Raw genomic sequence first — 26,335 nt, 5'->3', positions numbered from 1 at the left:
CTGCCACCCCAAGAGGACGCTCCCATGAAGCGCAAGCCGCCGGCCTCCGCCCCGTCCACGCCACCCGCTGCGGTGGATGCGGCGGCGACGCTGGCGGCGCTCGAACAGGCCGCGCTCGACACCGCCCTGCCTGCAGCCACACGTGACCTGCTGCGCTGCGCACACGACCTGCTGCGGCACAGCCACGACGCCGCCGAGTCCGATCGCCTGCGCTATCGCGCCCTGTTCGACGCCCTGCCCGATCCGGTCAGCATCATCGCCTGGGACGACAGCACGGTGCTCGACCTCAACCAGGCCGGTACGACCGCGTACCGGCGTCCGCGCGAGGAGATCGTCGGGCAGTCGATCGAAATCCTGAACCCGGACCTGCCCCGGGACCACATGATCCCGGTACACGAGACCCTCGGCCGCGGCCAGAGCTACCTGGTCGAAGTCACCAACATGCGCGGCGACGGCACGCGCTTCCCGGTCGAAGTGCACACCGCCCCGATCAATTACGAGGGCCGCAAGGCCATGGTCGCGGTCGCCCGCGACCTCAGCAGCCGCCACGCCGCCGAGCTGCGCTACCGCGAACTGATGGAAGCCATCGACCGCGGCGTCATCGTGCAGGACGCCGAGCTGCGCACGGTCTACGCCAATGTCGCTGCGATGGAGATATTGGCCATCAGCCCGGGGCAATCGATCGCCGAGGCGTTGAACCCGGAACAGTGGATGGTGGTCGATGAGCACGGCCGCCTGCTGCCGCCCGAGCAGTACCCGTCGCACCGCGCGCTGCGCAGCGGGCGCATGTGCGGCAACACCGTGCTCGGCCTGTACCACCGCACCCGCCAGCAGCTGACCTGGCTGTCGGTGACGGCGATGCCGCAGTTTCCGCCCGGCGGCGACAAGCCGACCCAGGTGCTGTCGCTGTTTTCCGACATCACTTCGCTCAAGCGCGACAGCAGCCTGTTCGACCGCGCCCAGGCGCTCGCGCACATCGGCGGCTGGGAATGGGAGGTCGGCCCCGACCGGCTTTACCTGACTCACGAGGCGCAACACGTCCTCGGCCATCGCCCGCCGCCGGAGACCATCGACGGCCTGCTCGCCTGCCTGCGTGCCGGTGACCGCGAACGCCTGCGCACCGCGATCGAACAGGCGGTCTCGTTCAGCCGCAGATTCGATCTGGAACTGCAGGGACAGCGCGCCGACGGTCGCAGCCTGTGGCTGCGCGTGATCGGCGAGGCCGAGGCCAGCGACCCGCTCAACTCGCGCATCACCGGCGCCCTGCAGGACATCACCGAGCGCAAGCACGACGAGGAGATGCTGCGCGTGCAAGCCCGCAGCGACCCGCTCACCGGCCTGCTCAACCGCGACGCGGTGCTGGCGGAACTGGAAAGCCGGCTCGACGACCCGCTGCGCGCCGCACTGGCGGTGCTGTACATCGATCTCGACCGTTTCAAGGTGGTCAATGACGTGCTCGGCCATGCCGCCGGCGACCGCCTGCTGGCCTCGGCGGCACGGCGCATCCAGCGCGCGGTCGGCAGCGAGGCGCAGATCGCCCGCTTCGGCGGCGACGAGTTCCTGGTGATCTGCGACACCGGCAGCGATCCGTCGCGACCGGAGCGGCTGGCCGACGCGATCCTGGAGATCTTCGGCGACAGCTTCCGCCTCGACGGCGAGGAATTCAGCATCACCGCCAGCATCGGCATCGCCCAGGCCCCGCTCGACGGCGTGCGCTCGCAGCAGCTGATCCAGAGCGCCGACGTGGCGATGTACGACAGCAAACGCCGCGGCCGCAACGGCTGGCAGGCATTCACGCCGGAACTGGCCGAGCAGCAGTTGCATCGCCTGCAGCTCGAGACGCACCTGCGCCGCGCGGTCAACAACGACGAGTTCCACCTGGTCTACCAGCCGCAGGTCGAGATGGCGACCGGCGCGGTGGTTGCGGTCGAGGCGCTGATCCGCTGGCGCAACCACTCGCTCGGCGAGATGCGTCCGGACCGTTTCATCGACCACGCCGAGACCACCGGCGACATCGTCGGCATCGGCGGCTGGGTGCTGCAGGAGGCCTGCCGGCAGCTGCACCGCTGGCGCGAGCGTGGCCTGCAGGTGCAGCGCGTCGCAGTCAACGTGTCCTACCGCCAGTTCCTCGGCGAAGACCTGGCCAGCAGCGTCAACGCGGCACTGAGCGAGTTCGGCCTGCCCGGCAGCGCGCTCGAACTGGAATTCACCGAGCGCGTGCTGATCGAGGACGTGCCCGACACGCTGCGCACCTTCGCCGCGCTGCGCGACATGGGCGTGATCCTGACCATCGACGATTTCGGCGAAGGCTACAGCGCCCTCAACTACCTGCGCCGGCTGCCGATCCACGGCCTCAAGCTGAGCCAGTTGTTCGTGCAGGGCGTGCCCGACAACCAGTCCGACGTCGCCGTCTGCCAGGCCGTCACCGGCATCGCCCGCAGCCTCGGCCTGGGCCTGGTCGCCGAGGGTGTGGAGACCGAGCAGCAACGCGCGTTCCTGCTGCAGCTCGGCGTGACCGTCGGCCAAGGCTTCCTGTTCGCGCCGGGTCTGCTGCCCGACGAGCTGCAGCAGTACTACCGCTCGCCGCTGGTCGCCACCGGCTGAGCCGCTGCACGGAAGCTGCCCCCGGGGCAAGGCCGTCGCGGCTCCGGTAAAATCGCGTCCTTTCCGCGTTCGGGACCTCCCATGCAACTCGATACTGTCCGCGCCATCGTCACCGGCGGCGTCTCCGGCCTCGGCCTCGCGGTCGCCCAGCACCTGGTCGCCCAGGGCGGCAAGGTCGCCCTGTTCGACGTCAACGACGACAAGGGCGCCGCCGCGGTCGCCGAACTCGGCGCGGCCCATGCGCATTACTTCAAGACCGACGTCACCGACGAGGCCGGCGTGGCCACCAACGTCGCCGCCGCCCAGCAGTTCCTCGGCGGGCTGAACGTCGCGATCAACTGCGCCGGCATCCTCGGCGCCGGCCGCGTGCTCGGCAAGGACGGCGCGATGCCGCTGGCGCAGTTCCAGTCCACGGTGATGGTCAACCTGGTCGGCAGCTTCAACGTCGCCAAGGCCGCCGCCGCGTTGATGCAGCACAACGAGGCCGGCGTCGACGGCGAGCGCGGCGTGATCGTCAACACCGCCTCGGTAGCCGCGTACGAGGGCCAGATCGGCCAAGCCGCGTACTCGGCCAGCAAGGGCGGCGTGGTCGGCATGACCCTGCCGATGGCACGCGAGCTGGCGCGCTTCGGCATCCGCGTGATGACAGTGGCGCCGGGCATCTTCTGGACGCCGATGGTCGACGGCATGCCCGAATCGGTGCAGCAGTCGCTGAGCGCCTCGATCCCGTTCCCGTCGCGCCTGGGCCAACCGCAGGAGTTCGCCGACCTGGTCGCCTACATCCTGGGCAACACCTACCTCAACGGCGAAACCATCCGCCTCGATGGCGCCACGCGCCTCGCCCCGAAATAACCACAACCCGGTAGGAGCGGCTGCAGCCGCGAGCTCTGCCTTGGACAACATCGAAAAGGCTCGCGGCTGAAGCCGCTCCTACGAATAACCATGCACTGGAACCCGTATGAAAGCCTACGACGTCAAGAAAGGTAACGTGATCGAGCACAACAACACCGTCTACCAGGTGCGCGACATCGAACGCAGCTCGCCGCAGGGCCGCGGCGGCAACGTCAAGTTCCGCTTCACCATGTATTCGGTGCCCGGCGGCATCAAGTTCGACCTCAGCCTGGGCGGTGATGACGAGCTCAAGGAAGTCGAGCTGAGCCGTCGCCAGGCGACGTTCTCGTACAAGGACGGCGACGCGTTCGTGTTCCTCGACGACGAGGACTACACGCCGTACATGCTCGATGCCGACGTGGTCGGCGACGATGCCGGTTACATCGTCCCGGACCTGAGCGGCTGCTACGTGCAGATCATCGACGACGCGCCGGTGGCGCTGCAGTTGCCGCAAAGCGTGGCGATCGAGGTCATCGAGACGCCGCCGGAACTGAAGGGCGGCACCGCCACCAAGCGTCCGAAGCCGGCCAAGCTGTCGACCGGCATCGAGATCATGGTGCCGGAGTACATCGGCAATGGCGAGCGCGTGCTGGTCAACACCACCACCGGCGAATTCGCCGGCCGCGCAGACTGAGTCGGCGTACGTTGTCGGGCCCTCTCTCCTGAGGGGAGAGGGCTACTGGACGGCGGCGGGAATTTCTCGACCAAGCCGCCCTGCTCAGGGCAGGCTCAACCCGCCTTCGGCCTGATGCAGTGTGCGCAAGCGCTGCCCCAGCAGTGCGGAATTAACCTGGATGCCATCGAGGGTGACGCGCTGGTCGCTATCGAGCAGACGCTTCGCTTCGTCCCACAGCGCGGTTTTCGCTTGCTGCAGTTGCACCTGACGCAACCGGCTGCGCACCGCCAATTGCTGCCGCTCCTGCTGCTGCGGCAGGCCATAGCCGGGGCCATCGAGCAGTTCCGCCGGCCGACCGAGATAACCGCTGTCGCGCAGCAGCCGTTGCACGGCTTCGCCGGTCTTGCGCGCGTCCGCCGGCAACTCCTGCGCGGACCGCCCCAGATAGCGCCGTTTCAGCGCGTCCTGCACCTGCAACTGCTGCCGACGCAGTGCCGCCTGCTCCAGCAGCAGCAAGGCCGCGCTGGCGCGCAGGTCGGCGCGTTCCAGCCAGGGCCGACGGGCGGCGGGCGGCAGCGCCATCCAGTCCTCGACCCGCTGTTGCGGCAGATCGAGCCGCGCACGCGCCACCGCGAACATCCCCTGGAAGCGCTCGCGCAGCGAGTCGAAACGGTAACCGACCCGCAGCGCCTCGGCCGGATCGTCCAGCACCGTGGTGTCGGCGACATCGGCCTGCGCCAGCCGACGCAGCAGCCCGGTCGGGGTGATGCTGCCCAATGACGCGCCAGCCAGCCGTGGCACGCCATCGTGCAGCAGCTTGAACGTCTCCACCGCGCAGTTGTTGCTCAGGAAGTAATAGCGGCCGTCGTAACTCCAGTGCAGCTGCGCGGCGCGCTGCAGCAACCCGGCGATCTCCGCCTCGCTCAGGCGCAGCGGCAACGACTGCAAGCCGCGCAGCTCGACCTTGGTGTATTCCTCCACCACCTGCATCAGCGGCAGCACGAACAGCCGCGAGGGGTAGCGCCCGGTCAGCCCGCGCCAGCTCGACAGCTGCACGTCATCGACAAAGGCGCGGAACGACAGCACCCGATGATGCGCCAGATCGAGCCGGCAGTCCGGTCCGCGCGACCGCCCCGGCGCGCACACCACCAGCCGCAGCATGCTGTGGCCCCAGCGGCTCATCGGCTGCTCGTTGCCTTCGGCCAGCAGGTAATCCACCTGATAGACACGCGCCGGGTCGAGCACGGTCAACGCGTCACCCTCGCCCCCGGCATCGACGTAGACCAGGTCGTCCGTGCATGCAGCGGGCGGCAATGGCGCTCCGCCCAAGCGCGCGGCGAAATAACGCTGCAGCGCGGGCCGGCGGCAGGTGTATTCCGGGTCGAGCAGGAAATACTCCAGGTTGACCGCGACGAACTCCTCCGGATCGGTCAACTCGTAACGGTCCGGGCTGCGGTCGACGAAGCGGTTGTCGCGCTGGCGACCCGCCACGCTGGTGGCCAGCCGCGTCGCCCGCACCTGCCAACCGGCCAGGTCGAGCAGGCGCGGGTCACGCGACAACGGCCCCTCGGGGGCGGCGCGGTCGTAGAAGTGGGCCAACTCGTGCAGCACCGTGGCCAACAACTGCTCGCGTGCACTGCGTGGATCATCGCGGTCGACAGGGCGATCGTCCGTCAGTGCCGGCAGCAGGCGCCGGTTGAGCAGCAGTTCGTCATGACCGGCATGGCCGTGCACCGACTCGGTCAGGGTGTCGCTCCAGCGCACCGCGATATCGCCGGTCAACGCGGCCGCGAACGCAGGCGGCAACCGGGCCTGCGCCTGATCGAGCAATTGACGCGAGCCCTGGATCTCGGCCGGAGTCAGGCCACGTTCGTCGAGCCGCCACCGCAGCGCGGCGTGGGCCTGGCCGACGCACAGCACCAGGCCGAACACGGCCCAGCGCCAACGCCGGCCGCAGCCGAGGCTCACAACGCCAGGATGGCCTGCGCGAGCTCCAGATCGCTGGCCTGGCGTGCCTGCGGCGCGCGCTCGCGCAGATGACGCAGGGCTGCTTCCAGTTGCGCACCGCGGATCGTGCCATTGCTGGCGACGAAACTGGCGGCGTCGTCACGCGCGGCCAACACGACTTTGTCGTTGCCGGAGGTCGAGTTGGAACTGGCGCTGGAAGCAGAGCTGCCACCGGCAGAGGTGGCGCCGAAACTGGAGGCCCATGCCGCCGGGGCGACAGCGAGGAGCAAGACAAGGCTGAGCGGCAGACGGAAACGCTTCATTCGTGGTTCCTTGGTGGGAGGACGGCGTCCGGCGATCATGGCCACAAGACGCACGGCACGGCGCGGAAAATACCGCAGCCAGCCGCGCATGGATCACCTCACGGGTCGAACAGCTTGCCGGGGTTCAGGATGCCGTTGGGGTCGAGCACGTGCTTGATTCCGCGCATCAGCACCACCTCCTCGGCGCTGCGCGTGCCGATCAGGTACGGTTTCTTGACCAGGCCGATGCCGTGCTCGGCCGAGATGCTGCCGTCGTGCCGGGCTAACGCGTCGGCCAGCAGCTTGGTGACCTGTTCGCAATGGCCGACGAATTCGCCGTCGGCCATGGCCTCGGGCTTGAGCACGTTGATGTGCAGGTTGCCGTCGCCGATGTGGCCGAACCAGACCACGTCGAACTGCGGGTACTCGCGCGACAGCAGCGCCTGGGTTTCGGCGAGGAACGCCGGCATCGCCGAGATCCGCACCGAGACATCATTCTTGTAAGGCTTGTAGCCGGCCAGGCTTTCGGTGATGCCCTCGCGCAGACGCCACAGTTGCGCCGCCTGGGCGTCGCTCTGGCTGATCACGCCGTCGCTGACCAGGCCGTTCTCCAGACAATGCTCGAACGCGGCCATGGCCGCGGCCTCCTGCTTCTCGTCGCCGATGGCGAACTCGGTGACGACGTAGAACGGATGCAGCTCGTCAAACGGCTTCTGTGCGCCATGGGCGAGGACGTGGTGCAGCGCGCGGTCGGTGAAGAACTCGAACGCCTCCAGTACCAAGCGCTCGCGGAACGCGGCAAACACCTGCATCAGCGTCTCGAACGACGGCAGCGCCAGCAGCATTACGTTGGTCGGCGGCGGCGGGTCGGTCAGCCGCAGCGTCGCCTCGACGACGATACCGAGCGTGCCTTCCGAGCCGATCAGCAGCTGGCGCAGGTCGTAGCCGCTGGAGTTCTTGATCAGGCCGCGGTTGAGCTGCAGCACCTCGCCGGCGCCGGTGACCACGGTCAGCCCGGCGATCCATTCGCGGGTGTTGCCGTAGCGGATCACGCGGATGCCGCCGGCGTTGGTGGCGATGTTGCCGCCGATCGAGCAGGAGCCGCGCGCGGCGAAGTCGACCGGGTACGCCAGTCCGTGCTCACGTGCGGCGTTGTGCACGGCCTCCAACGGGATACCGGCCTGCACGGTCAGCGTGCGGTCGACCTCATCGAAGGCCAGCACGCGGTTCATGCGCTCCAGGCTCAACACCAGTTCGCCGTTGGCCGCCACTGCGCCGCCGGACAGGCCGGTGCGCCCTCCCGATGGAACCACCGCCACACCCTCCTCGTTGGCCCAGCACACGATGGCCTGCACCTCCTCGACGCTGGCTGGCAATGCGATCGCCAATGGCGTCGGTGTCCAGCGACGGGTCCAGTCGCGGCCGTAATGCTCCAGGTCGGCCGGTTCGATGGTCAGGCGCAGCGCAGGCGCACGGGCAAGCAGGCGATCGAGGCGTGGGTCGGTCATCGGGAGGGCCACTGGTGAGGCCCTAGCCTGCCAGTCCGGTGCCCGTAGCGTCCAGTGATGCAGCGCAGCAAATCGCCCCGATTTCTGACATAGTCCAAAGCCCTCTCCCAGCCGACTTGCCCGTGAGCGCGCAGACCTCGTACCCGAAGCCCGACATCCGCGTCCTGCTGCTGGAGGGCGTCAGCCCGACCGCCGTCGAGAGCTTCCGCAACGCCGGGTATTCGCAGGTGCAGTTGTACGACAAGTCATTGCCGCCGGAAAAGCTGCGCGAGGAGATCGCTGCTGCGCACATCGTCGGCATCCGCTCGCGCACCCAGCTCGACGCCGACGTGCTGTCGCACGCGCGCCGGCTGATCGCGGTCGGCTGCTTCTGCATCGGCACCAACCAGGTCGACCTCGATGCCGCCGAGCTGGCCGGCATCCCGGTCTTCAACGCGCCCTACTCCAACACCCGCAGCGTCGCCGAGCTGGTCGTGGCCGAGGCGATCATGCTGATGCGCGGCATTCCGCAGAAAAACGCGCAATGCCACCGCGGCGGCTGGTCGAAGTCGGCCGCCGGCAGCCACGAGGTCCGCGGCAAGACGCTCGGCATCGTCGGCTACGGCCACATTGGCACCCAGGTCGGCGTGATCGCCGAATCGCTGGGCATGCAGGTGATCTTCCACGACATCGAAACCAAGCTATCGCTCGGCAACGCGCGCACCGCCGGCGGGCTGGACGACCTGCTCGCACGCAGCGACGTGGTCACCCTGCACGTGCCGGAAACCACCGCCACGCAGGGCATGTTCGGCGCGGCGCAGATCGCGCGCATGAAGCGCGGCGCGCACCTGATCAACGCCTCGCGCGGCACCGTGGTCGACATCGACGCGTTGGCGGCAGCCTTGAAATCCGGCCAAATCGGCGGCGCCGCGGTCGACGTGTTCCCGGTCGAACCGCAGGGCAATGCCGATCCGTTCGTGTCGCCGCTGGTCGGCCTCGACAACGTGATCCTGACCCCGCACATCGGCGGCAGCACGCTGGAGGCGCAGGACAACATCGGCCTGGAAGTGGCGGCCAAGCTGATCCGTTACAGCGACAACGGCTCGACCCTGTCGGCGGTGAACTTCCCCGAAGTGACCCTGCCCGAGCACACCGGCAGCCTGCGTCTGCTGCACATCCACCGCAACATGCCGGGCGTGCTGTCGCAGGTCAACGACGTGTTCTCGCGGCTGGGCGTCAACATCGACGGCCAGTTCCTGCGCACGCATCCCAAGGTTGGTTACGTGGTGATCGACGTCACCGCGACGCACGAGCAGGCGACGCAGGTGCGCGATGAGCTCGCGCGTATCCCGGGCACTCTGCGCACGCGCATCCTGTATTGACCGGAAGGCTCCTCACGCCGTCATCCGGGCGATGGCCGCAGGCTCGGCACACCGCCAGCCCCGATGAGGGCCGCAGGCCGCCCTGTCCACGCCATAAGGAGATCGCCGTGAACACGAAGACTGTCCAGGGAATTCTGTCCGTTGCACTGCTGCTGTCGCTTGGCCCGATGGCCCATGCGCAATACACCGGGCCCAATGCAAAGCCGGTGGTGACCACGGCGGCCGCTGCGGCCAAGGCAGCCGATGACACGCCGGTGGTGCTGGAAGGCACGCTGGAACGGCAACTGACGTCCGATACCTACGAGTTCCGCGACGCGTCCGGCACGGTCAAGGCGGAGATCGACGAGGAGGACTTCCCGCAGAAAATCGGGGCCACCACCCGGGTGCGTCTGCACGGTGAAGTCGACCGCGACTGGAAATCGGTCGAAATCGACGTCAAGCGGATCGAGATTCCCTGACCGTCCCGCCGGGCGGTGCAGTGCCGTCGCCCGGCTCAGCCGATGGCGCGCGAGTGCAGCCACTTGCGCGCCATGCGCTGCATCGACGCGTCGCTGGCGGGGTCGGCCAGGACGTCCGCGATGGGCCGCCACGCGAGATCAAGTGACTCCTCGCTGACCACGTAGTCCTCGCGCACCCCGGCCCGGACCACGTAGCGCACATCGTAATGCCAATGGCCGGGCACCTCGCCGCGCGCGGGAATCCAGTGCCGGTCGAGGTCGAACATCTCCGGTTCGACCGTCAATCCGTCCAGGCCCGACTCTTCTTCGGCCTCGCGCAACGCGACCCGGGCCAGGTCGCGATCGCCGTCGGCGTGGCCGCCCAGCTGCAGCCAGCGATCGAGCTTGCGGTGATGGGTCAGCAGCACACGCGTGCCGTCGCGGTCGACCAGCCAGGCCGAGGCGGTGAAATGGCCGGCCAGGCGCGCGCGTACGAACGGGTCCTCGCGGTCGCCGAGCAATTCCAGGAACGGTGACGCCTGTTCGGCCTCGTCGCCCCAGCGCCGCGCATAGGCGACGAAGCTTGAACGCAGTTCACTGATTGGGTCCAAGGGGCCGGCTGTCATGGTGTTGGCGCACTGCGGCTAATCAGGTGGACGGCGATTATGCGTGTCCAAACCGTGACTTTGTCGTGCTTGCCGCTGCTTTCCCGCGTGGGTTATGGTGGCCCGCCCCCCACGGCCATACGCTTCACCTGCCGCCTGAATGGGCGGTGATCATTTCATCCCCAGGGGAATTCGATGTTCAAAAACCTGTTCGTCACCAAGCCGGTGGAGCCCGCCGGGCACGTCGATGCCGGTGAGCCCGTCGAGGGCAGCCTCCAGGGTGAAGCCACCCTCAAGCGCACACTGACCGCGACCCAATTGGTGATGCTGGGCATCGGCGCGGTCATCGGCGCCGGCATCTTCGTCCTCTCCGGCCACGCCGCCGCGGAACACGCCGGCCCGGCCATCGTCCTGAGCTTCATCATCGCCGGCTTCGCCTGCGCCCTGGCAGGCCTGTGCTACGCCGAGTTCGCGGCGATGCTGCCGGTCTCGGGCAGCGCCTACTCCTATTCCTACGCGACCCTGGGCGAGTTCGTCGCCTGGTTCATCGGCTGGAATCTGGTGCTCGAGTACATGTTCGCCGCCTCGACCGTCGCGGTCGGCTGGTCGGGCTACCTCAACAGCTTCCTCGAACACTTCGGCATGGCCCTGCCGGCCTCGCTGGCAGCGGCGCCGCTGAACGTCGTCGACGGCAGCTTCGTCTACACCGGCGGCCTGATCAACCTGCCGGCGGTGTTCATCGTCGCCGCGCTCAGCGGCCTGTGCTACGTCGGCATCACCCAGTCGGCGATCGTCAACTCGATCATCGTCGCCATCAAGGTGGTCGTGATCGTGCTGTTCGTCGCCTTCGCCACGAGCTATATCAACCCGGACAACTGGGTGCCGTTCATTCCCGAGAACGAAGGCCCGGGCAAGTACGGCGCCTCCGGCATCGTCCGCGCCGCCGCCGTGGTGTTCTTCGCCTACATCGGCTTCGATGCGGTCTCCACCGCCGCCGGCGAAGCCAAGAACCCGCAGCGCGACATGCCGATCGGCATCCTCGGCTCGCTGGTGATCTGCACGATCATCTACATCATCGTCGCACTGGTGCTGACCGGCCTGCTGCCGTACCACATGCTGAGCACGCCCAAGCCGGTCGCCACCGCGCTGGAAGCCTATCCGGCGCTGGGCTGGCTGAAGATGCTGGTCGAGATCGGCGCCATCGCCGGCCTGAGCTCGGTGATCCTGGTGATGCTGATGGGCCAGCCGCGCATCTTCTACTCGATGGCGAAGGACGGCCTGCTGCCGCAGTTGTTCGCCAAGGTCCATCCGAAGTTCCAGACGCCGTACGTCGGCACCATCATCGTCGGCGTGTTCGCCTGCCTGCTGGCCGGCTTCCTGCCGATCGGCCTGCTCGGCGAACTGGTGTCGATGGGCACGCTGCTGGCCTTCGCCACCGTCTGCATCGGCGTGCTGGTGCTGCGTCGCAGCCGCCCGGATCTGGCGCGTCCGTTCCGCGTGCCGGCGGTGTGGATCATCTGCCCGCTCGGCGCCGCCGCCTGCCTGTACCTGTTCTGGCAGCCGTTCTCCGAGCACTGGCGCCTGATGACCGGCTGGACCGCGATCGGCATGCTGATCTACTTCATGTACGGCTATCGCAACAGCAAGGTCCGCAAGGCATTGCGCTGATCGCTGATCCACACGGCAAGGCCGGCGGCATCCCCGCCGGCCTTGTTTGTTGAAGTCGCCGCATTCAACGCCGGCCGCGCGCCGGCTTCGGGAATCGATTGATGTTCGGACAACTCTGGGCGACCAAGCACCCGCACGCCAGCCACGCCGATGCCGAAGGCCTGAGCCTGCACCGCACCCTCGGCCCGTGGGGCCTGACCGCGCTGGGCATCGGCGCGGTGATCGGCGGCGGCATCTTCGTCATCACCGGCCAAGCCGCGGCTGACCACGCCGGCCCGGCGATCATGCTGTCGTTCGTGCTGGCAGCGATCTGCTGCACGTTCTGCGCGCTGGCCTACGCCGAATTCGCAGCGATGGTGCCAGTCTCCGGCAGCGCCTACACCTACACCTACGCCACCCTCGGCGAGCTCGCCGCGTGGTTCATCGGCTGGATGCTGGTACTCGAATACGGCGTCTCGGCCTCGGCGGTGGCGGTCAGCTGGACCGGCTATTTCCTCAGCCTGCTCGACCACTTCGGCATCCACCTGCCCAAGGCCCTGGTCAGCGCGCCGCTGGACGCGCAGCTGCGCCCGACCGGGTCGATCGCCAACCTGCCGGCGGCCGCGATCGTGCTGTTGCTGACCTGGGTCTGCTACGTGGGCATCCGCAAGTCGTCGGCGATGAACATGGCGATGGTGGTGCTCAAGACCGGCCTGATCGTGCTGGTGATCTTCGCCGGCTGGAAATACATCGACCCGGCCAACTGGCAGCCGTTCATCCCGGCCAACGAGGGCCCGGGCAAGTACGGCTTCGAAGGCGTGCTGCGCGGCGCGGCGCTGGTGTTCTTCGCCTACATCGGTTTCGAGGCGGTGTCGGTGGCGGCGCAGGAGTCGCACAAGCCGCAGCGCGACCTGCCGATCGGCATGCTGCTGTCGCTGGCGATCTGCACCGTGCTGTACATCGCCATGGCCGCGGTCATGACCGGCCTGGTGCCCTACACCCAGCTCGGCACCGACGAGCCGGTGGTGACGGCCGTGGCCGCGCACCCGGAACTGGGCTGGCTGCGCGTGGTGGTCGAGATCGGCGCGTTGATCGGCCTGTCGTCGGTGGTGCTGGTGATGATCATCGGCCAGCCGCGCATCTTCATGATCATGGCCCGCGACGGCCTGCTGCCGCCGGTGTTCACCAAGATCCACCCCGAATACCGCACCCCGCACATCAACACGGTCATCACCGGCATCGGCATCGCCCTGCTGGCGGCGCTGTTCCCGCTGGACGTGCTCGGCGAGCTGACCTCGATGGGCACCCTGATCGCCTTCGCCGCGGTCTGCGCCGGTGTGCTGATCCTGCGCCGCACCCAGCCCGACCTGCCGCGGCCGTTCCGCATCCCGTTCGCCTGGGGCGTCTGCCTGGCCGGCATCTTCAGCTGCCTGGCGCTGCTGTCGACGATGACCGCCCACAACTGGCTGCTGATGGTGGTCTGGACCGCGGTCGGATTCGCGATCTACTTCCTGTACGGCTACCGCCACAGCAAGCTGCGACGCTAAGGCGTTCAGCCCCCGGAGACGGCGCGGGCGACCCGCGCCGTCTTTGTCTGCGCCATTGTTTTAAACTCGCGGCATGAACACCGCCCTGCCCTACGACCCCCAGCGCCTGGCGCATTGCGCCGGCGAGATCATCGTCAACGTGCGCGAGCTGTCGGCACTGGGCTGGACGCCCGCCACCAGCAGCAACTTCTCGCAGCGCCTGGACGGGCAGCACGTCGCCATCACCGTGTCCGGGCGCGACAAGGGCAAGCTGGTCGAGTCCGACATCATGGTCGTCGACCTCGACGGCGCCCCGGTCGCCACCGCCCAGAAATCCTCGGCCGAGACCCTGCTGCACACCCAGCTGTACAAGCGCTTCCCCGAGATCGGCTGCGTCCTGCACACCCACTCGCAGACCCAGACCGTGGCCTCGCGCCTGTACTCAGGCCAAGGCCACGTGCATCTGGAAGGCTACGAACTCTTGAAAGCCTTCGCCGACAACACCACCCACGAGATGAGCGTCGAGCTGCCGGTGCTGCCCAACAGCCAGGACATGCACACGCTGGCCGCCCAGGTCGATGCCCTGCTCGACCGCCAATGCATGTGGGGCTACCTGATCGACGGCCACGGCCTGTACGCCTGGGGCCGCGACATGGCCGAAGCACGACGCCACCTGGAAGCATTCGAATTCCTGCTCGCCTGCGAACTGGAATTGAGGAGGTTGCAGCGATGAGCCGCTTGCGCATTTTTGCCGAGAACGACACCACCACCCCACACCTGAGCACCACCGACCAGGCGCAGATCGCCCGCGAGCTCGCCAGGATCGGCGTTGCGTTCGAGCAGTGGCAGGCCAACGCACCGGTCGCCCCGGGTGACGCGCCCGAGAAGATCATGGACGCCTACCGCGCCGACATCGACCGCCTGGTCGCCGAGCGCGGCTTCAAGACCGTCGACGTGGTCAGCATCGCCCCGGACAACCCGCAGCGCGAGGCGATGCGGACCAAGTTCCTCGACGAGCACTTCCACAAGGAAGACGAGGTGCGCTTCTTCGTCGCCGGTTCCGGCCTGTTCACGCTGCATGTGGACGACCGCGTCTACGAGATCAAATGCGAACAGGGCGACCTGATCGCCGTGCCGGACAGCACCAGGCACTGGTTCGACATGGGCCCGGAGCCGAGCTTCGTCGCGATCCGCTTCTTCACCGAGCCGGACGGCTGGGTCGGCCACTTCACCGGCACCGACATCGCGCAGAAGTTTCCGCGCTACGAGAAAGGCCAGGCGGGCTGAGGCCTGGCTGCCCCAGTCCATCCCTCAACTTCCGTCATTCCCGCGAAGGCGGGAATCCAGCGACTTGGCTTTCGGCTTCAAATGCGCATGGAGCAGAGTCACTGGATCCCCGCCCTCGCGGGGATGACGAATCAGCAACGACAACGCAGATTCGACCATGACCATCCGCGCCATCCTCACCGACATCGAGGGCACCACCAGCAGCATTTCCTTCGTCAAGGACGTGCTGTTCCCGTACGCGCGCCGCGCCCTGCCCCGCTTCGTCGCCGCGCGTGGCAAGGAGCCGGCGGTGCGCAAGTGGCTGGACGCGGTCGCCACCGAGAACGGCGGCATGTGCGACGACCGCATGGTCGTGGAGGTGCTGCAGGGCTGGATCGACGAGGATCGCAAGCACACCGCGCTGAAAGCGCTGCAGGGCATGATCTGGGCCGACGGCTACAGGAGCGCCGACTTCAGCGCGCACATCTACCCCGACGCCGCCGCCGCGCTGCGGGCCTGGCACGGCGCTGGCCTGCCGCTGTACGTGTACTCGTCCGGCAGCGTGCCGGCGCAGCGGCTGTTCTTCGGCCACAGCGACGACGGCGACCTGACGTCGCTGTTCTCCGGATGGTTCGACACCGAGATCGGCGGCAAGCGCGACGCCGACAGCTACCGCCGCATCGCCGAGGCGATCGGCCTGGCGCCCTCGGAGATCGTGTTCCTCTCCGACGTGGTCGAGGAACTCGATGCCGCCCGCACCGCCGGCATGGGCACCGCCCTGATCGATCGCCTGCAGGACTACCCGCAGCCGCGCCACGGCAATGCGACCAGCGGGCATGCCCGCGTCGAGTCGTTCTCCGAACTGACTCCGTAATCCGCCGCCGGCCTTACAGGCGATTGAGGCTGCGGATCCGCACCTCGTCGCTGGCGACGCCGTGGCTGTCGGCCGCCTGCTCGCGGATCTTCTGCAGCAGGTCGGCCGGATCGAAGGTCTGCGGGTCGTCCACGGCATAGGCCAGCGTCGCCTGCCCCCAGACCTTGAACTTGCCACCGAGCAGGATCTCGTAGTCGGCAAAATAGAAGATGTGACTCATCGCCTGCGTACCTGCACTCAGGTACCGACGTGAAACTCGCTTTCGCAGGCGGAACAACCCAGGTGTTCGAGCGCGATCGACAGCGCCAGCGTGTAACTCTGCGCGCCATAGCCGCTGACCCAGGTCAGCCGCGGCCCACACACCGGGCTGATCAGGCGCTCCGGCACGTCCGGTGCGTCGTCATGTACTTCGATATACGGCACGGCGAGATCGTCAAGCACATCGCGCACGGCAGCGCTGGCGCGCACGCAGGTACCCGGGTCGAGCAGCACGAATTCGGCCTGATCGCCGCGCGTGCGGCGCAGGCATTCGACCAGTTCCGCTTCGGAACGGCAGATGCGCAACTCCACGGTCTTGCCCGCTGCTGCGGCACGCTCGGTCAGCGACCGACGCACGACATCGGGAACCAGCGGCAGCGCATTGCCGTGGGCGCTGTGCTCGGGGCCACGGATGATGACGATCGACACGGTGTTTCTCGCTCCGCGTGGGAGGGCGCGGATGCTGCGCACTGTAGGCGCGGCTCGCGTAAACACTCCATTGCCGCAGGCATCGACGGACGTAACTTTGACGTAAAGACGACGGATCACCTCAACGAGAAGCCGCGCTCAGTGGATCTTCTCGCCTTTGGCCAGCATCTCGACGAACTTGGCCGCGCGCGCCAGTCGCGTTTCCGGTTTCTTGGCCGTGTGCACGCGCCAGCAGAATGCGTAACGGTTGGTCCTGTCGAGTTGCTCGAAGAACGCGCGCGCCGTGGGGTTGCCGGCCAGGGCATCGGCCAGTTCGACCGGCACGTCCATGCTGCTGGCGGCGTGGTAGGCGGCCTGCCAGCGACCATCGGTTCGGGCCGCCTCGACCTCGCGCAGGCCCGCCGGCTGCATGCGTCCGGCCGCGAGCAATTGCTCGATCTTGCCGACATTGATCTTCGACCACAGGCTCTTCGGCCGCCGCGGCGTGAAACGTTGCAGGAAATAGCGCTCGTCGCAGGCACGCTTGAGGCCGTCGATCCAGCCGTGACACAACGCCACGTCCAGCGCTTCGGCGTAAGTGACCGAGACGATGTCCCTGCCGTTCTCGGACGCGCCCTTCTTGGCGATCTTCAGCCACACCCCCGCTGCGACGCCGTGCCTGGCCAGCCATTTTTCCCAGGCCGCGGCGTCGTGAAACAGCTGGATCGGCAAGTCGGTCGGCAACGTGCTGGTCATGGCACTACTCCTGGGCCTGGTCGAGCCGGTATCGGGTCTGCGCACGCTGCTCGCCCTGCCACGGGTCGAAGGCGCGGACCTCGATGCGGTGCTCTCCGAGGGCGAGATCGGTCGGCAAGGCGCCGCGCCACAGGTGCGTGGACGGGTCGGCTTCGGGCGAACGGTCGTAACCGCGCAGGCGAGCGGCGTTGTCGTCGGCGAGGTTTTCGGCCAGCAAGCGCGGATCGGGTTGCGCGACGCGACGCATCGGCTTCCACTCGCCGCCGTCGACTCGGTATTCGACGCGGCTGCCCGCCTCGCCCATGTACACGTTGGCGTAGACACCCCAGGCCGGGTACGCACCCCGGCGCAGCACCTTCGGCGCGTGCAGCGCGATGGTCTGCTCCGCTGGCGCACGCGCGACCTGGTAACGCAGCGCATAGTCGCCGTCGTGCTTGAGCGTCAGCCAAGCGTAGCCGTTGGGCGTACCGTCGCTCATCATCGTGTCGGGGATGCCCTGTGCGTCCTTGACGCCCGACCAGAACGCGCCACAGGAAGCACCGACGTTGTACTCGTGCAACGGCTGCGCGCCGTGCCAGCCGGTCTGCGCGTCATGGCGGTAGTGGCGCTGGTTGTGGGTGTGCGCGCTGAGCAGCAGCACACGGCGGTGGTCCTTGAGCAGGGCGAACAGGCGCTCGCGGTCGCCACGACGGAACGTCTCCACGCCCGGCAGCGGCTCGAACAACGGAATGTGCACGGAAATCACCACGCGCCGATCCTTGGGCAGCGTGGCCAGATAGGCCTCGATAAAGGCGATCTGGTCATCGCGCAGGCCGCCGATGTAGGACGGCTTCTGTCCCGGCCGGTAGACCACGTCGTCGAGCACGATGAAGCTGGCCTGCGCTTCCTCCCAGGCATAGGTGTCCGGTCCGTAGACATTGCGGAAGCTCAGCAGCGAGTCCTCGTCGCGGCCGGCATCAAAATCGAGATCGTGATTGCCGGGCACGTGCAGCCACGGGACTCCCAACTGCGCGGTGACTCGGTTCATCGCCGGGTACAACGTCAGATCGTCGTTGACGATGTCGCCCAGGCTCACGCCGAGCCGCGCCGAGTGCTGGCCGAGCAACGGTGCGACGATGTCGCGCTCGTAATAGCCGACATCAGCCAGGCTCTTGGGTTGCGGGTCGCCGAATACCAGCAGTTCCAGGTCGCGTTGCGCGCGTGGCGCCCGCTGCAGGGCGAAATCGAAGCCGGTCGCTGGTATGGCCCGGGCGCTGATACCGTCGTAGCGCAACCGCGGCGGATCTTGCCGGTACAGGTGATACCAGAAATGCGGCAGGCCGTTGTCACCGGTGGCCGTGGCGTAATCCGGTGGCTTGATCACGAACAGCGTGCTTCCTTCGATCGACGGCAATGCGTAGCGGCCCTGTGCATCGGTGCGGACGATGTCGCGCCCATTGGACACCTTGATGCCGGCGATGCCGCGCTCACTGCCGTCGCGTCGGGCGTTGCCGTTACTGTCCTGGTAAACCGTGCCCGTGACCTGGGCTGGAAGCTGCGCATACGCAGCAAACGGGAAGACCAGGAGGACGCATGAAAAGACTAGAGGCAGCAGTCGTGACATCGAGGTCCGCACAGACATGGGATGCGCCGATTATCAGCCCGATTCGTGACCACTGGAAAGCAGGCGCGCAATGCAAAACACCCGGGACGGTGCCCGGGTGTGGCTAGACAATTGATGCCCTTACTGTGAGCCTGCGTCGCCGTGACGTTGGCGCAGCAAGGCATCCACATCGCCCAGCCCCAGTCCGCGCGCGCGCAGCAGCACCAGCAAGTGGTAGAGCAGGTCGCCTGCTTCACCGAGCAGTGCGGCGTCATCCTGTGCCACCGCCGCCAGTGCCGTCTCCACGCCCTCCTCGCCGACCTTCTGCGCGATGCCACGCACGCCGCCTTCAAACAGCCGCGTGGTGTAGCTTCCGGCCGGGCGCGCGTGTTCGCGCGTAGCGATCAGCGCGTCCAGCTGGGGCAGGAATGCCGGGGCCACCCCGGTTCGCACCGATGCCGCCTCCCACCCCGGTGCATGCTCGAAACAACTGACACGATCAAGATGACAGGTCGGCCCCTGCGGACGCGCCTGCACCAGCAGGGTGTCGCTGTCGCAATCCGCCTCGATGCTGACCAGGTCGAGAGTGTGGCCGGAGCTTTCGCCCTTGGTCCACAAGCGCTGCTTGCTGCGGCTGTAGAAGGTCACCCGGCCACTGTCCAAGGTGGCCTGCAATGCAGCGCGGTCCATGTAGCCAAGCATCAGCACGCGCAGCGAATCGGCGTCCTGCACCACGGCTGGCAGCAGCCCGCCCTGCTTGTCCCAGGCCAGGTGGTCGAACGAAAACTCCGCAGGTTGGATGCCGGCCTCACTGCCCATTGCGCACCTCGATGCCCTGTCCGTGCAGGTGCCGCTTGAGTTCGGGAATGCGCACGCTGCCGGAATGGAACACGCTGGCGGCAAGTGCGGCGTCGACGTCGGCTTCGCGGAACACCGTGGCGAAGTGCGCGGCCGTTCCCGCACCGCCAGAAGCCACCAGCGGCACTCCGCAGCGCGCGCGCACCGATTGCAGTTGCTCGATGTCGTAGCCGTCGCGCACGCCATCGCTGCCCATGCAATTGAGCACGATTTCGCCGGCGCCGCGCTGTTGTGCCTCGTCCACCCAGTCCAGCGTGCGCCGGGCCAGGGCTATGGTGCGCGTTGGATCGCCGGTGTACTGGCGCACGCGCCACTGCCCGTCGTCGTCGCGCAAACTGTCGATGCCGACCACCACGCACTGCACGCCGAATGCATCGGCCAGCTCACCGATCAACGCCGGTCGCTCCAGTGCCGGCGTGTTGACCGATATCTTGTCGGCACCGGCATGCAGCACCGCGCGGGCGTCGTCGACGTCACGGATGCCGCCGGCGACGCAGAACGGGATGTCGATCATCCGCGCCACCCGTTCGACCCAGGCACGGTCGACACTGCGGCCCTGTGGGCTGGCGGTGATGTCGTAGAACACCAGTTCGTCGGCGCCGTCGTCGCGATAACGCAGCGCAAGCTCGACGATGTCGCCCATGTCGACATGATCGCGAAAGCGTACGCCCTTGACCACGCGTCCATCGCGCACATCCAGGCAGGGGACGATGCGCCGGCTCAGCATCGTCGTACCTTGTTCAAGGCATCGCCCAGGGCGAAGCGCCCTTCGAGCAGGGCCTTGCCAAGTACGACGCCGCCGCAACCGGCCGCATGCGCGGCCACGATGTCATCGGTGTCACGGATGCCCCCGGAGGCTTGCACGCTAAGCTGCGGCGCCAGCGTGCGCAGATACCGGTACAGGTCGAGGTTGGGACCGCTGAGCATTCCGTCGCGGGTGATGTCCGTGCACAGCAGGTGGCGCACGCCGATATCGGCAAATCGCCTTACCAATGGCTCGATCTGCATACCGCTGTCCTGGGTCCAACCGGCGACCGGCAGACACCATTGCCCGTCCCCGGACTGACGCGCGTCGAGTGCGATCGTGATGTGCTCGGCACCGAAGCGCCGGACCCAGCCGATCACGCTTTCGGGATCACGCACTGCAAGCGAACCGATCACGACGCGATCGGCGCCGGCATCGAGGATTGCCTCGACGTCGGCCTCGCTGCGCACGCCGCCGCCGGTCTGCACGCGTAACCAGGTCGATGTGGTGATCGCATGCAGCAGCGGCGCCAACGTGTAGCCGCCGTAGCGTGCCGCATCGAGATCTACCAGGTGCAGCCAGCGCACGCCCGTCTCGGAGTAGCGGCGCGCCAATGCGATCGGTTCGTCGTCGTAGCGTGTCTCCTGCGCGTAATCGCCCTGACGCAGGCGCACCACGTGGCCATCGCGCACATCGATCGCGGGATAGACCTGGAAATCCGTGCATGGCGACACGGACGATTGCGGAAGAATCGGCGGCGCAATGCTCATGCCGCCTCCATCGCCAGGAAATTGGCGAGCAGGCGGCTGCCGGCCGCGGCCGAACGCTCCGGGTGGAACTGCGCGCCAAAGCAGCTGCCGCGCCCGACCACGGCAGCGAACGTGTCACCGTGGGTCGCGGTGGCCAGCGTGTCCGCGCTCACCGGCGCGGCATAGCCGTGCACGAAGTAGGCATGGGCACCGTCATCGATGCCGTCCAGCAAGTCGGCTGCTCCACGATGCTGCAGTCGGTTCCATCCCATGTGTGGCACACGTATCTCCGGTGCTGGCTGAAGTCTGGCGATGCGGCCGGGTAGCAGGCCCAGGCATTCGACGTCGCCCTCCGCCGAGGACTCGTACAGCAACTGCATGCCCAGGCAGATCCCGAGCAGCGGCTGTTGCAGCCGACGGATCGGCTCGACCAGCCCGAGCGAGCGCAACCGCGCCATCGCCGGTGCCGCCGCGCCGACCCCGGGCAGGATCACGCGCTTGGCGGCCGCGATCATGTCCGGATCGGCACTCAGCACAGCGCGCGCGCCCAACCTCTCGAGTGCGTAACGCACCGAGCCGATGTTTCCCCCACCCCAGTCGATCAGCACGACGTCGCTCACGGCCGCCACCTACAACTGCCCCTTGGTGCTGGGCAAATCGCGGCCGTCGCGGCGGATCGCCTGGCGCAGCGCACGCGCGACGGCCTTGAAGCAGGCCTCGACCTGATGGTGGTCGTTGTCGCCTTGCACCTGCAGGTTGAGGTTGAGCCCGGCGCTTTCGCACAGCGAACGGAAGAAATGCGGCACCAGCTCGGTCGGCAGGTCGCCGACGCGCTCGCGGGTGAAACCGCCGGAGAACACGAAATACGGTCGCCCCGAGAAATCCAGCGCAGCACTGGCCAGGCTCTCGTCCATCGGCAGGGTGAACCCGTAACGACCGATGCCGCGCTTGTCGCCCAGCGCCTCGCGCAGCGCCTGGCCCAGTGCCAGGGCACTGTCCTCGACGGTGTGATGCTCGTCGATGTGCAGGTCGCCGTCGCAACGCAGTTCCAGGGCGAAGCCGCCGTGCTTGCCGATCTGTTCGAGCATGTGATCGAAGAAACCCAGCCCGGTTGTGATCCGCGGTTCGGCGGTGCGATCAAGATCGACGCGCACGCTGATGCGGGTCTCGCGGGTGTCGCGGCGCACGCTGGCGGTGCGCGGTGCATCGACCAGGGCATGGGCAATGCCCGGCCAGTCCCAGTCGCCGCCGAACTGCTCGGTGCGCAGTTGAAAAGCACGAACACCGAGGTTGCGGGCAAAGCCGTTGTCGGTCTCGCGGTCGCCGACCATCGCCGAGCGCGCCCAGTCGACACCGCGGTCCTTGAGATACGGCAAGGCCAGGCCGATGCCCGGCTTGCGTGTCGGCGCGTTGTCGGCCGGCAGGCTGGTGTCGATCAGCACGTCGCGAAAGACGATGCCCTGGCTGGCGAACACCTGCAGCATCAACTGGTGCGGTCCGTCGAAGTCGGCCTGGGGGAACACGCTGGTACCCAACCCGTCCTGGTTGGTGATCATCACGAACTGGTAGCCGGCATCGCGCAACTGCAGCAACGCCGGGATCACCCCCGGCACGAAGCGCAGCTTGTCGAAGCGGTCGATCTGGAAGCCGGCCGGCTCCTCGATCAGGGTGCCGTCGCGATCGACAAACAGGATGGGCATCGTGCTCATGCCGCGCCCTGTCCGCTGGCCAACACGTCGATCACCGCCGCGTTCTGCTCCGGCGTGCCGATGCTGATACGCAAGGCATCGTCAAGCCGCGCGGCTGCGCGCAGATCCCTCACCACCACGCCGGCCGCAAGCAGGCGGTCGAACACGCACTGGGCATCGTCAAAACGCACCAGCAGGAAGTTTGCCTGCGAGGGATAGACCGTGCGCACGCCCGACAGGCCTTGTAATCGACGGTACAACGTATCGCGCTGTTGGCACGCGTCGGCGACGTGCGCGGCCGTTGCCGCGCGCGCCGGCACCGACAATGCCTGCACGGCAAGCTCGACGCACGGTGCCGGCAGCGGATACGGCGCCTGGCAACGTCGCAGCAGGGCGATCAATTCCGCGTCGGCGATCACGCTGCCAAGTCGCGCAGCGGCCAGCGCATGCGCCTTCGACAATGTGTGCAGCACGACGATGTTGCGCTGCTGCGCAATCAGGCCGACCACCGATTCGGCATCGGCATAGTCGAGGTAGGCCTCGTCCACCACCACCAGCGCGCGGCCTTCAACCTGCCGCGCCAATGCGGCGATGGCCTCTCTCGGCAACGGCTCGCCAGTTGGATTGCCGGGCGAGCACAGGAACACGATCTTCACGTCCTGCGTTGCCACCGTTGCAGCAATCGCAGCGAAGTCGCAGTACCAGCCCCAAGCTTCATCGCGCAATGGCACGTCGACCACGCGACTACCGTGCAGGCGCGCGCTGACCGCGTACATGCCGAACGTCGGCGACGTCACCAGCACCGCATCGGCGCCCGGACGACACACGGCACGCACCAGCAGGTCGATGCCCTCGTCGCTGCCGCGTCCGGCCAGCAACTGCTCCGGGGCGCAGCCGTAAAGATCGGCCAATGCCGCACGCAGGCGCGGCGGCTGCGGATCGGGATAACGGCGCAGGTCGCCATCGCGGTCGGCCGGATTGAGCCACGCCGACTCGTTGGCATTGAGCCAGATGCGGCCATCGAGCTTGTCGCTGCGCGCGGAGCGGTAACCGGCGAAATCACGCAGATCCTCGCGCACCAACGCCAGTGGGCTGGGAGAAAGCGGCGCAGCTGCGCTCGTGCGGGTCGCGATGACCGTGCTCATGCCGCCACCGCCTGCAGGCGCAGCGCCACCGCCAGGCGGTGCGCGTCGAGTCCTTCGGCCGTTGCCAGCTCGACCGCGCACGGCCCGATGGCGGCGATGCCTTGCGGCTGCACCTCCTGCACGGTGATCGCGACCTGGAAGCTGGCAACGTTGAGGCCGCCGCTGTAACGCGCCGCGCCGCTGGTCGGCAGCACGTGGTTGGTGCCGCTGCAGTAGTCGCCGAGTGCCTCCGGCGCCCAATCGCCGAGGAACACCGAGCCAGCGGCCTGCACCTGCGGCAGCCACGCGCGTGCGTCGCGCACGGCCAGGATCAGGTGTTCGGGGGCGTAACGGTTGCTGATCTCCAGCGCCTGCGCGATCGTGGCGACGCGGATCGCGCGCGAGGACTGCAGTGCCTGCCGAGCGATCGCCGCACGCGGCAAGGCCGCGAGTTGCTCGGCCAGGTGTTCGCTGACGGCGGCGATCAGTGTGTCGTCGTTGCTGAGCAGGATCGCCTGCGAATCCGGGCCGTGCTCGGCCTGCGACAGCAGGTCGGCGGCGACGAAGGCCGGGTTGGCGCCGGTGTCGGCAATCACCAGCACCTCCGACGGGCCGGCCGGCATGTCGATCGCGGCGCCGTCGTCGGCCAGTGCGACCTGGCGTTTGGCCTCGGTGACGTAGGCATTGCCCGGGCCGAACAGCTTGTCACACCGGGGCACGCGTTGCGTGCCGAAGGCCATCGCCGCGATCGCCTGGGCGCCACCGATCTTGAAGACCCGGGTGATGCCGCAACGCTGCGCCGCGTACAAAACCGAGGGATCGGCACTGCCGTCGCGACGCGGCGGCGTGCACAGCACCACGTCCGGGCAGCCGGCCAGTTGCGCCGGCACACCAAGCATCAATGCCGTCGACGGCAGCGGCGCCGAGCCGGCCGGCACATACAGGCCGACGCGCCGGATCGGCCGCAGCACGCGCTCGCAGTACACGCCCGGCGCGGTGTCGATGCCGTACGGCGCGGTCATGCCGGCCTGGTGGAAACCGGCGATACGGTCAGCCGCCTCGTCGATGGCGTTGCGCAGGGCCTCGGGCAAACCGGTGACCGCCGCGCAGAATTCGTCGGCAGCCACGGCGAAGTCGTCCAGCGCGACACCGTCGAAGCGTGCGCCGAGCGCACGCACTGCGGCATCGCCGTCGCTGCGCACGTCATCCAGGATCGCCCGCACCGCTGTCGACGTAGTCGCCAGCGTCTGCTGTGCAGGGCGTCGCAGCAACTGCTCGCGCTGCTGCGCATCGAGCAGGCTCCAGTCTTCACGCTGGAGTATTGCAACCGTCGTCATGCCAGCATGCCCTCCACCGGCAGCACCATCAGCCCGCGTGCACCGGCGCGCTTGAGGTCTTCCAGCCGCTGCCAAGTCACCGCGCCGTGGCACAGGGCCTGCAGTGCAAGATCGTCGGCACCGTCCAGTTGCATCACCGTCGGCGCCTCGGCGTCGGGCAGCAACGGCAGCAGGTCCGGCAGCACCCGCCGCGAGGCCTGGAACAACAGCAGCTTGCTGTGACGGATGCGCAGGGCGCCATCGAGGCGACGCAGCAGCAACTCGGCGAGCTCGCCGCGCGCGGCGTCGAGGGTCTCGACCGGGCCGGCCAGCACCGCCTCGCTTTCGAGCAGGGTCATCACCGGCTTGAGCTGGTTGGCGGTCAACGTGGCGCCGCTCGACACCAGGTCGCAGATCGCTTCGGCCTGGCCCAGCCGCGGCGCGATCTCGACCGAACCCGACAACAGCACGACCTCGGCGGCGATGCCCTGCCCGGCCAACCACTGCGACAGCAACGCCGGGTAGCTGGTGGCGATGCGCTTGCCGGTCAGTTGTTCCGGCCCTTGCCAGTCCCAGGCATCGGGCACCGCCAGGGCCAGTCGGCAACCGCCGAAACCCAACGCCCGCCATTCGCGGAATGCCGGCGCGGCGCCGTTGCCGACGCGCCCGCCGCCCTGCTCCAGAAGCACGTTGCGGCCGACCACGCCGAGGTCGCAGACGCCGTCGGCGATCAGGCCGGGAATGTCGTCGTCGCGCACCAGCAGCAGGTCGACCGGCAGGCTCTCGCCATAGCAGAACAGGCGGTCGCGGCTCTCGCGCCAGCTCAGACCGCACGAGGCCAGCAGCGCGCGCGCCGGCTCGGCCAGACGGCCGGATTTCTGGATGGCGATACGCAGGCGGTCGCGGACCGGCGTGCTGGCGGGAGGACTCATGGCGGGGATCTCTGGTTACTCGGTGCGAGCCGGCACGTGCCGACTGCTGATGGCGGCGGCATATCCGCCGGCGCCGCGTTCGAGCGTGCGCGCGACGCGGCCGATGGTGGTGACGCTGACCTGGGTACGGTCATGGATCTCACGGTACGGCACGCCCTCGACCAGCAGCGGCACGACGCGCCAGCGGTCGGTCATGGCCTCCAGCTCGGCCGGGGTGCACAGGTCCTCGAGGAAGGCACAGACCTCGTCAACCCCGCGCAGGCCCAGCAGGGCCTCGGCCAGGCCCACGATCGCCCCCTCCTGGCCATCGCTGTCTACGGAACGGCGCTTCATTT

The 26,335-nt window shown here is 67.9% G+C and carries 27 protein-coding genes; 10 read left to right on the top strand and 17 right to left on the bottom strand.

The window, feature by feature from the left end; genetic code table 11:
- Positions 1–24: 24 nt before the first annotated feature.
- The 3 genes from ACFOLC_RS14605 (at position 25) to yeiP (ending at position 4,129) form a co-directional block, all read left to right on the top strand.
- On the top strand, positions 25–2,604 hold the full coding sequence (locus ACFOLC_RS14605; RefSeq protein ID WP_386759988.1) for a sensor domain-containing protein: 2,580 nt from the start codon (positions 25–27) through the stop codon (positions 2,602–2,604).
- An 81-nt stretch (positions 2,605–2,685) separates the two neighbouring features.
- Complete coding sequence (locus tag ACFOLC_RS14600; RefSeq protein ID WP_386759987.1) at positions 2,686–3,456, top strand: SDR family NAD(P)-dependent oxidoreductase; 771 nt, start codon at positions 2,686–2,688, stop codon at positions 3,454–3,456.
- Positions 3,457–3,562: 106 nt separating this feature from the next.
- A complete protein-coding gene (gene yeiP, locus ACFOLC_RS14595; protein ID WP_386759986.1) occupies positions 3,563–4,129 on the top strand; it encodes an elongation factor P-like protein YeiP in 567 nt (188 codons plus the stop codon).
- Between the two features lie 84 nt (positions 4,130–4,213).
- On the opposite strand, the gene ACFOLC_RS14590 is transcribed toward yeiP, so the two are convergent.
- The 3 genes from ACFOLC_RS14590 to ACFOLC_RS14580 all read right to left on the bottom strand — a co-directional run bounded on the left by ACFOLC_RS14590 (position 4,214) and on the right by ACFOLC_RS14580 (position 7,868).
- Entirely contained in the window at positions 4,214–6,079 is a 1,866-nt protein-coding gene (locus ACFOLC_RS14590; RefSeq protein WP_386759985.1) for a DUF7844 domain-containing protein, read from the bottom strand.
- A complete protein-coding gene (locus ACFOLC_RS14585) occupies positions 6,076–6,381 on the bottom strand; it encodes a DUF2388 domain-containing protein (protein WP_386759984.1) in 306 nt (101 codons plus the stop codon). The genes ACFOLC_RS14590 and ACFOLC_RS14585 overlap by 4 nt, the downstream gene beginning before the upstream one ends.
- Positions 6,382–6,479: 98 nt before the next feature.
- Positions 6,480–7,868, bottom strand: a complete 1,389-nt coding sequence (locus tag ACFOLC_RS14580) for an FAD-binding oxidoreductase (RefSeq protein WP_386759983.1) — start codon at positions 7,866–7,868, stop codon at positions 6,480–6,482.
- Positions 7,869–7,990: 122 nt separating this feature from the next.
- Here ACFOLC_RS14580 and serA point away from each other — a divergent pair, with 122 nt between their 5' ends.
- Both serA and ACFOLC_RS14570 read left to right on the top strand, forming a co-directional pair.
- On the top strand, positions 7,991–9,229 hold the full coding sequence (gene serA, locus ACFOLC_RS14575; RefSeq protein WP_386759982.1) for a phosphoglycerate dehydrogenase: 1,239 nt from the start codon (positions 7,991–7,993) through the stop codon (positions 9,227–9,229).
- 107 nt (positions 9,230–9,336) lie between these two features.
- Positions 9,337–9,687, top strand: coding sequence for a NirD/YgiW/YdeI family stress tolerance protein (locus tag ACFOLC_RS14570; protein ID WP_386759981.1), 351 nt, complete (start codon positions 9,337–9,339; stop codon positions 9,685–9,687).
- Positions 9,688–9,722: 35 nt separating this feature from the next.
- Here the strand turns inward: ACFOLC_RS14570 and ACFOLC_RS14565 are convergent, their stop codons facing one another.
- Positions 9,723–10,277 (bottom strand): NUDIX hydrolase, encoded by a 555-nt coding sequence (locus tag ACFOLC_RS14565; protein WP_386759980.1) that lies wholly within the window; start codon positions 10,275–10,277, stop codon positions 9,723–9,725.
- A 189-nt stretch (positions 10,278–10,466) separates the two neighbouring features.
- On the opposite strand from ACFOLC_RS14565, the gene ACFOLC_RS14560 reads away from it, so the two are divergent.
- The 5 genes from ACFOLC_RS14560 (at position 10,467) to mtnC (ending at position 15,584) form a co-directional block, all read left to right on the top strand.
- Positions 10,467–11,939, top strand: a complete 1,473-nt coding sequence (locus ACFOLC_RS14560; RefSeq protein ID WP_386759979.1) for an amino acid permease — start codon at positions 10,467–10,469, stop codon at positions 11,937–11,939.
- A gap of 101 nt (positions 11,940–12,040) precedes the next feature.
- A complete protein-coding gene (locus ACFOLC_RS14555) occupies positions 12,041–13,465 on the top strand; it encodes an amino acid permease (protein WP_386759978.1) in 1,425 nt (474 codons plus the stop codon).
- A gap of 73 nt (positions 13,466–13,538) precedes the next feature.
- Entirely contained in the window at positions 13,539–14,177 is a 639-nt protein-coding gene (locus tag ACFOLC_RS14550; protein WP_386759977.1) for a methylthioribulose 1-phosphate dehydratase, read from the top strand.
- On the top strand, positions 14,174–14,731 hold the full coding sequence (locus ACFOLC_RS14545; protein WP_386759976.1) for a 1,2-dihydroxy-3-keto-5-methylthiopentene dioxygenase: 558 nt from the start codon (positions 14,174–14,176) through the stop codon (positions 14,729–14,731). The genes ACFOLC_RS14550 and ACFOLC_RS14545 overlap by 4 nt, the downstream gene beginning before the upstream one ends.
- A 157-nt stretch (positions 14,732–14,888) precedes the next feature.
- On the top strand, positions 14,889–15,584 hold the full coding sequence (gene mtnC / locus ACFOLC_RS14540; protein WP_386759975.1) for an acireductone synthase: 696 nt from the start codon (positions 14,889–14,891) through the stop codon (positions 15,582–15,584).
- Between the two features lie 13 nt (positions 15,585–15,597).
- Here mtnC and ACFOLC_RS14535 read toward each other — a convergent pair whose 3' ends face one another.
- The 13 genes from ACFOLC_RS14535 to ACFOLC_RS14475 form a co-directional block, all read right to left on the bottom strand.
- Positions 15,598–15,804, bottom strand: coding sequence for a hypothetical protein (locus ACFOLC_RS14535; protein WP_386759974.1), 207 nt, complete (start codon positions 15,802–15,804; stop codon positions 15,598–15,600).
- A gap of 17 nt (positions 15,805–15,821) precedes the next feature.
- The gene (locus ACFOLC_RS14530) at positions 15,822–16,271 is read right to left on the bottom strand and encodes a type II 3-dehydroquinate dehydratase (protein WP_386759973.1); all 450 of its coding nucleotides are present in this window, start codon (positions 16,269–16,271) and stop codon (positions 15,822–15,824) included.
- 138 nt (positions 16,272–16,409) lie between these two features.
- The gene (locus tag ACFOLC_RS14525; protein WP_386759972.1) at positions 16,410–17,006 is read right to left on the bottom strand and encodes a YdeI/OmpD-associated family protein; all 597 of its coding nucleotides are present in this window, start codon (positions 17,004–17,006) and stop codon (positions 16,410–16,412) included.
- A 4-nt stretch (positions 17,007–17,010) separates the two neighbouring features.
- Positions 17,011–18,627: a calcineurin-like phosphoesterase C-terminal domain-containing protein gene (locus tag ACFOLC_RS14520; protein WP_386759971.1), complete on the bottom strand. Its 1,617-nt coding sequence runs from the start codon at positions 18,625–18,627 to the stop codon at positions 17,011–17,013.
- A 102-nt stretch (positions 18,628–18,729) separates the two neighbouring features.
- Entirely contained in the window at positions 18,730–19,407 is a 678-nt protein-coding gene (hisIE, locus tag ACFOLC_RS14515; protein WP_386759970.1) for a bifunctional phosphoribosyl-AMP cyclohydrolase/phosphoribosyl-ATP diphosphatase HisIE, read from the bottom strand.
- Positions 19,397–20,173: an imidazole glycerol phosphate synthase subunit HisF gene (gene hisF, locus ACFOLC_RS14510; RefSeq protein WP_386759969.1), complete on the bottom strand. Its 777-nt coding sequence runs from the start codon at positions 20,171–20,173 to the stop codon at positions 19,397–19,399. The genes hisIE and hisF overlap by 11 nt, the downstream gene beginning before the upstream one ends.
- A complete protein-coding gene (gene hisA / locus ACFOLC_RS14505) occupies positions 20,167–20,961 on the bottom strand; it encodes a 1-(5-phosphoribosyl)-5-[(5-phosphoribosylamino)methylideneamino]imidazole-4-carboxamide isomerase (protein WP_386759968.1) in 795 nt (264 codons plus the stop codon). The genes hisF and hisA overlap by 7 nt, the downstream gene beginning before the upstream one ends.
- Positions 20,958–21,560 carry an imidazole glycerol phosphate synthase subunit HisH gene (gene hisH / locus ACFOLC_RS14500; RefSeq protein WP_386759967.1) on the bottom strand — a complete coding sequence of 201 codons (603 nt, stop codon included), beginning with the start codon at positions 21,558–21,560 and terminating at the stop codon, positions 20,958–20,960. Before hisH ends, hisA begins: the two co-directional genes overlap by 4 nt.
- 9 nt (positions 21,561–21,569) lie before the next feature.
- Positions 21,570–22,640, bottom strand: coding sequence for a bifunctional histidinol-phosphatase/imidazoleglycerol-phosphate dehydratase HisB (hisB, locus tag ACFOLC_RS14495; RefSeq protein ID WP_386760022.1), 1,071 nt, complete (start codon positions 22,638–22,640; stop codon positions 21,570–21,572).
- 5 nt (positions 22,641–22,645) lie between these two features.
- Complete coding sequence (gene hisC, locus ACFOLC_RS14490; protein ID WP_386759966.1) at positions 22,646–23,773, bottom strand: histidinol-phosphate transaminase; 1,128 nt, start codon at positions 23,771–23,773, stop codon at positions 22,646–22,648.
- Positions 23,770–25,089, bottom strand: coding sequence for a histidinol dehydrogenase (hisD, locus tag ACFOLC_RS14485; RefSeq protein ID WP_386759965.1), 1,320 nt, complete (start codon positions 25,087–25,089; stop codon positions 23,770–23,772). The genes hisC and hisD overlap by 4 nt, the downstream gene beginning before the upstream one ends.
- Entirely contained in the window at positions 25,086–26,000 is a 915-nt protein-coding gene (hisG, locus tag ACFOLC_RS14480) for an ATP phosphoribosyltransferase (protein ID WP_386759964.1), read from the bottom strand. Before hisG ends, hisD begins: the two co-directional genes overlap by 4 nt.
- Before the next feature lie 15 nt (positions 26,001–26,015).
- Positions 26,016–26,333 (bottom strand): YerC/YecD family TrpR-related protein, encoded by a 318-nt coding sequence (locus ACFOLC_RS14475; RefSeq protein ID WP_386759963.1) that lies wholly within the window; start codon positions 26,331–26,333, stop codon positions 26,016–26,018.
- Between the last annotated feature and the right edge of the window lie 2 nt (positions 26,334–26,335).

It is taken from the genome of Lysobacter cavernae (genome assembly GCF_042648505.1).
In the GTDB taxonomy this organism is placed as follows: domain Bacteria; phylum Pseudomonadota; class Gammaproteobacteria; order Xanthomonadales; family Xanthomonadaceae; genus Lysobacter_L; species Lysobacter_L cavernae.
The sequence above is the reverse complement of the archived record's forward strand: the minus strand, read 5'-3'. Positions and strand labels throughout refer to the sequence as shown.

Excerpts from the sequence above, each read along its gene's own strand:
- ACFOLC_RS14605 (WP_386759988.1), top strand. The coding sequence starts at position 25 with ATGAAGCGCAAGCCGCCGGCCTCCGCCCCGTCCACGCCACCCGCTGCG.
- ACFOLC_RS14600 (WP_386759987.1), top strand. The coding sequence starts at position 2,686 with ATGCAACTCGATACTGTCCGCGCCATCGTCACCGGCGGCGTCTCCGGC.
- yeiP (WP_386759986.1), top strand. The coding sequence starts at position 3,563 with ATGAAAGCCTACGACGTCAAGAAAGGTAACGTGATCGAGCACAACAAC.
- ACFOLC_RS14585 (WP_386759984.1), bottom strand. The coding sequence starts at position 6,381 with ATGAAGCGTTTCCGTCTGCCGCTCAGCCTTGTCTTGCTCCTCGCTGTC.
- ACFOLC_RS14580 (WP_386759983.1), bottom strand. The coding sequence starts at position 7,868 with ATGACCGACCCACGCCTCGATCGCCTGCTTGCCCGTGCGCCTGCGCTG.
- ACFOLC_RS14560 (WP_386759979.1), top strand. The coding sequence starts at position 10,467 with ATGTTCAAAAACCTGTTCGTCACCAAGCCGGTGGAGCCCGCCGGGCAC.
- ACFOLC_RS14555 (WP_386759978.1), top strand. The coding sequence starts at position 12,041 with ATGTTCGGACAACTCTGGGCGACCAAGCACCCGCACGCCAGCCACGCC.
- ACFOLC_RS14550 (WP_386759977.1), top strand. The coding sequence starts at position 13,539 with ATGAACACCGCCCTGCCCTACGACCCCCAGCGCCTGGCGCATTGCGCC.
- ACFOLC_RS14545 (WP_386759976.1), top strand. The coding sequence starts at position 14,174 with ATGAGCCGCTTGCGCATTTTTGCCGAGAACGACACCACCACCCCACAC.
- mtnC (WP_386759975.1), top strand. The coding sequence starts at position 14,889 with ATGACCATCCGCGCCATCCTCACCGACATCGAGGGCACCACCAGCAGC.
- ACFOLC_RS14535 (WP_386759974.1), bottom strand. The coding sequence starts at position 15,804 with ATGAGTCACATCTTCTATTTTGCCGACTACGAGATCCTGCTCGGTGGC.
- ACFOLC_RS14525 (WP_386759972.1), bottom strand. The coding sequence starts at position 17,006 with ATGACCAGCACGTTGCCGACCGACTTGCCGATCCAGCTGTTTCACGAC.
- ACFOLC_RS14520 (WP_386759971.1), bottom strand. The coding sequence starts at position 18,627 with ATGTCTGTGCGGACCTCGATGTCACGACTGCTGCCTCTAGTCTTTTCA.
- hisIE (WP_386759970.1), bottom strand. The coding sequence starts at position 19,407 with ATGGGCAGTGAGGCCGGCATCCAACCTGCGGAGTTTTCGTTCGACCAC.
- hisF (WP_386759969.1), bottom strand. The coding sequence starts at position 20,173 with ATGCTGAGCCGGCGCATCGTCCCCTGCCTGGATGTGCGCGATGGACGC.
- hisA (WP_386759968.1), bottom strand. The coding sequence starts at position 20,961 with ATGAGCATTGCGCCGCCGATTCTTCCGCAATCGTCCGTGTCGCCATGC.
- hisB (WP_386760022.1), bottom strand. The coding sequence starts at position 22,640 with ATGCCCATCCTGTTTGTCGATCGCGACGGCACCCTGATCGAGGAGCCG.
- hisC (WP_386759966.1), bottom strand. The coding sequence starts at position 23,773 with ATGAGCACGGTCATCGCGACCCGCACGAGCGCAGCTGCGCCGCTTTCT.
- hisD (WP_386759965.1), bottom strand. The coding sequence starts at position 25,089 with ATGACGACGGTTGCAATACTCCAGCGTGAAGACTGGAGCCTGCTCGAT.
- hisG (WP_386759964.1), bottom strand. The coding sequence starts at position 26,000 with ATGAGTCCTCCCGCCAGCACGCCGGTCCGCGACCGCCTGCGTATCGCC.
- ACFOLC_RS14475 (WP_386759963.1), bottom strand. The coding sequence starts at position 26,333 with ATGAAGCGCCGTTCCGTAGACAGCGATGGCCAGGAGGGGGCGATCGTG.